This is a genomic window from Belnapia moabensis DSM 16746, assembly GCF_000745835.1.
Classification (GTDB): domain Bacteria; phylum Pseudomonadota; class Alphaproteobacteria; order Acetobacterales; family Acetobacteraceae; genus Belnapia; species Belnapia moabensis.
In genome coordinates this window covers 1-3510 of the sequence record NZ_JQKB01000203.1, presented here as the reverse complement: position 1 = coordinate 3510, position 3510 = coordinate 1, and the positions used below count along the sequence as shown (strand labels likewise).

6 protein-coding genes are annotated in these 3510 nt (G+C 60.5%); 5 read left to right on the top strand and 1 reads right to left on the bottom strand.

Going from position 1 to position 3510, the window contains the following annotated elements:
- Window positions 1-70: 70 nt before the first annotated feature.
- The 5 genes from EP26_RS30110 to EP26_RS35880 all read left to right on the top strand — a co-directional run bounded on the left by EP26_RS30110 (window position 71) and on the right by EP26_RS35880 (window position 2551).
- Window positions 71-256: a hypothetical protein gene (locus EP26_RS30110; protein ID WP_043345013.1), complete on the top strand. Its 186-nt coding sequence runs from the start codon at window positions 71-73 to the stop codon at window positions 254-256.
- Between the two features lie 362 nt (window positions 257-618).
- Entirely contained in the window at window positions 619-1005 is a 387-nt protein-coding gene (locus EP26_RS35890) for a hypothetical protein (RefSeq protein WP_157033954.1), read from the top strand.
- A 486-nt stretch (window positions 1006-1491) separates the two neighbouring features.
- The gene (locus EP26_RS35885; RefSeq protein WP_157033953.1) at window positions 1492-1659 is read left to right on the top strand and encodes a hypothetical protein; all 168 of its coding nucleotides are present in this window, start codon (window positions 1492-1494) and stop codon (window positions 1657-1659) included.
- Between the two features lie 96 nt (window positions 1660-1755).
- On the top strand, window positions 1756-2088 hold the full coding sequence (locus tag EP26_RS30100) for a recombinase family protein (protein WP_169747552.1): 333 nt from the start codon (window positions 1756-1758) through the stop codon (window positions 2086-2088).
- A 175-nt stretch (window positions 2089-2263) separates the two neighbouring features.
- Complete coding sequence (locus EP26_RS35880) at window positions 2264-2551, top strand: hypothetical protein (RefSeq protein WP_157033952.1); 288 nt, start codon at window positions 2264-2266, stop codon at window positions 2549-2551.
- 109 nt (window positions 2552-2660) lie between these two features.
- Here the strand turns inward: EP26_RS35880 and EP26_RS30095 are convergent, their stop codons facing one another.
- Window positions 2661-2975, bottom strand: coding sequence for a MarR family transcriptional regulator (locus EP26_RS30095; RefSeq protein WP_408735130.1), 315 nt, complete (start codon window positions 2973-2975; stop codon window positions 2661-2663).
- Window positions 2976-3510: the final 535 nt, after the last annotated feature.

Genomic DNA, 3510 nt, shown 5'->3' with positions numbered 1-3510 from the left:
GGCATGGCGAAGCTCCTCTGCTCGCCACGTTGAATCAGAGCGCCGTCAGTCTGGGAATCCCCAGAGAGTCATGCTCTCGGAGACTTGGTATTACGCCGCGGTCGCGGCGCGGCAGCCCGATGCCGCCGTCGTCATCCCGCCGCTTGCGAGTCCGGTGCCGAGCGCCGCGGTCAAAACCGCGCCGACGCAGCGGAATGCGCACTTGCATTCTATCGCCGAGCGCGGCCGTATGGGCTTGCAGCACGCCTCGGGCTAGAACGACTGGCTTGCCTTGGTGGAGGCCGACGTCTCCCAGTGAGAACGCATCATCGGCAACGGGCTGCGCTCGTAAATGGATGGACGTCCGGCGACCTAGGTGGCCATCGCCGCCGAGGTGCTGAACCGAATGCTCGACCGCGAGCGGCCGGAGTAGGTCCGCACTGCGTGATGCCGATGACGGCCAGCGACCAGCACATCCAGGCGGCTGACCCGTGCACCACGATGGCAATTCAGATTGGAGATAAGCCTTGGACTTCTTGGCTTTTGCAGCGGCACGAAGCCGCAATAACACCGCTAGACTCCTTCGACGACGGGTGATGGTGCCAGGATGAGAACTCATTGCCGGACAAGGAGAGGCCGATGACGCTTTCGCACACCCGAGTGCTGGAAATACTCACAACAGAACGGAACAAAGCAGCACAAAAAATCGATGTTCTGCGCCAGAAACTTGCAGCTCTTGATTTCATTTTGGATAATTTCGATGCCTTCAATTTAAATAATAAACTGCAACACACAAACGTTCATTTGAATCCACTAAGGGCTAGTCGGATTCCGTTGACTCGTATTGTTGTTAATATTCTTGAAAAACACCCTGCTGGGCTAACACTCGATGAAATTGTCAAAGCCGCACACGCCAGTGGCATCAGCATCAAAACCTCATCGACATCGACCATGCTGAACCGGTTGAAGATGCGGGATGTAGTGGACCATTACGGCCGGGTTTACCGCCTGAAACGGACCGCTTAGCCGCCGTCGCGGCAGGGCGATGGAGGGCAGTCTCGTCCAGCCAAGTGCCATCGGACACCCTAGGCGAGGCGCCCGCTGCCTGGCGCCTGCGACAACGCGGCTGACTGGACACCTGACGTCCCTGGCCAGAACGGCGGGATCCTGGCGGGCGTCGGGCAGGTGGCTTGGACCGTGTCTGGTCTCAAAGGCTTAGCCCAGCCTGCCCGGAGGCCACCGACGCTGTCACCGCAGTTTAAAATCTGAAGCCGGAGTAAGCCACCCTCTTTGGGCTGGCTGCGATACGTAGGGAAGTGCGCCGGCCGAGCCTCACCATGTAAAGCCGATGTCTCGCACCAGCCTAGGCAGCAGTGTCGACCTGCCTCCGCCCCCGGCTCGCCGTGTTTCCCGACCCAGCCGTGGCGACGGCTGGAATACCCTGGCCGACGTCGAGGTCTTCGTCGTCGCGGTCGAGACGGAATTGAAGGCCATGGACCTGAGCAGATCGGGGTGCCTCGCTGCGGCCGCAAGCCGGACGTGACCCTGCGGCGGCGCCTGATCGGGCTGACCTGGACGCTGACTTTCGGCGGCCTGCAGTGGCGCGTCGCCAGCTGGCTCTCGGGTGTTCCCTTCACCTCCCTGTACAGCAGCTTCGCGCGGTGGACCCGACTGGGCTAACTCTCGCGCTCGATCGGCAACTGGCTTGGGGACGAGGTGCTATCCTCAGCGGTGGTGGCCGACAGCCGCTCCTTGCGGTCAGCTCCAACCGCCTGGGTGCGCGGCATCGATGGCGGCAAGCGGGTCTTGGGCGTGACGCTGTTTGCGGTCTGTGACCAGCACGGCTCGCCCGACAGGCTGGCTCGGAGCGTGGCCGATCTTCTCCTCATCATGGCGCGGCTAGAAGCTGCGGGGGCGGCACGCCGGGTCCCCTCCATGGGCGGCTCCGAGAGCCACACCCACACGCCTATGGGCACGCTGAGGGTGACGATGCTTGGTGCTGTTGCAGAGTTTGAGTGGGCGTTGACGTTGGAGCGGCAGCGCGAAGGCATCGCCAAGGCAAAGGCCGACGGGAGTACAAGGGGCGTATGCCGACTGCCCAACGGTTAAATGGCGCATGGGCTGAACCTCCGGACGGAGGGAGTAAGGCCCGTAGAGATTGCGGCGCGTCTCGGGGTTAACCGGGCCAGCGTTTACCGGGCGCTCCAGATCCCAACCAAACCTCACAATTCCTTAATACTGCCGTGGCAATCAACCATTAGGCGTTTTCGGCAACGCTCATAGCATGAGCATGTTCGTCAACCTACCGCCTTCGGCTGGCGCCCTTCCAGAGCCGGAGCTAACCGCAGCGGAAGGTCCCCTTGGCGGCCCTTCGTACTCGTATCGGGGTGCCACGATCGACTGTCAGAAGGGCGGCAACGTGTGCGCATTGGGAATGCCCGACCACCCGCTTCATGGGCGCGGCTTCAATGCCATCAGCGTCATCACATCCATCGTTGATTTGTGGCTTGACGGCCAACGCCTGCCAAACGCGATGCAACTCGTGGCCAAAGGTCAAAGACGCACGCAATGAACCAAACAGCATTGGCGTCGGCGATCGTCTGCGTCGGGCGCCATGTGATGTAACAGGACCCAGGCGGTGGCGACCGGCACGGGCAATGCCGGGCTTGCGGTAAAAATGCTCACGCGATCGAGCGTTGGCGCTCAGGAACGTCAATGCAGTGGATCTCTGCTTCCGCCATCGCATCTTGCAGTCGCTTCAGCATGGCGTCGCCCGTTCCTGTCCGCTCGACGATGATGCTACGGCGATCACGAGGGTCGACCTTACGACGGGCCAAGTCGATTTCCTCAAGGCAATCTAAAGCGCGGGTGACAGCGGGTTTTTGAATGTTGAGCGACGCCGCTAAACCCCGAACAGTCTGCGGCTCTTCAGTCTGATAAACGACCAAGACGACCGCCAGTTGGCGCATCGACAGGTCAGGTTGATCCGACCGCACCTCGGCCAAGACAGTATCTCGGAGTATATACAACAGGCGCTCATTATCCATCTGCAGAGGTACCATTGGCTGCTACGTTCGCTTCTCGTATACTATGCGAAGCCGCAACGTCAACCGTTATGCTTGGCTCGATTGCTGACTAATCGCGTTCCGGTTGCTGCTCTTGTGTTCTAGACCAGCCGAGGCGGCGCTGCCAACTTCGTGCTCACAGCTTTCGGTAGCGCTACCACGGTGCGCCCTTTCCGATTAGGATGTACCACGATAAGTACAGCCGCCGGCTGCCAAGCATCACCGTGATTCCTCTGCAAGCTGCGCCAAGCACAATTCTTCAGTGACCCCCACCTCGAAAGATGTGGCGGGCATTTAGGTATCTTTTCACGACGCTTGGCAGCGGTCCGCTCATCACCCAAGCTTCCACTTTACCATAAGCTACCTTCGTGTGAGCTGCACCCGGTTTTCCTGGACAGCCATTTGTCCGAGCGGAGACCGGCATGGTGAGATGCAGCATGGATCAGGACGATCGAGCTGAGACGGG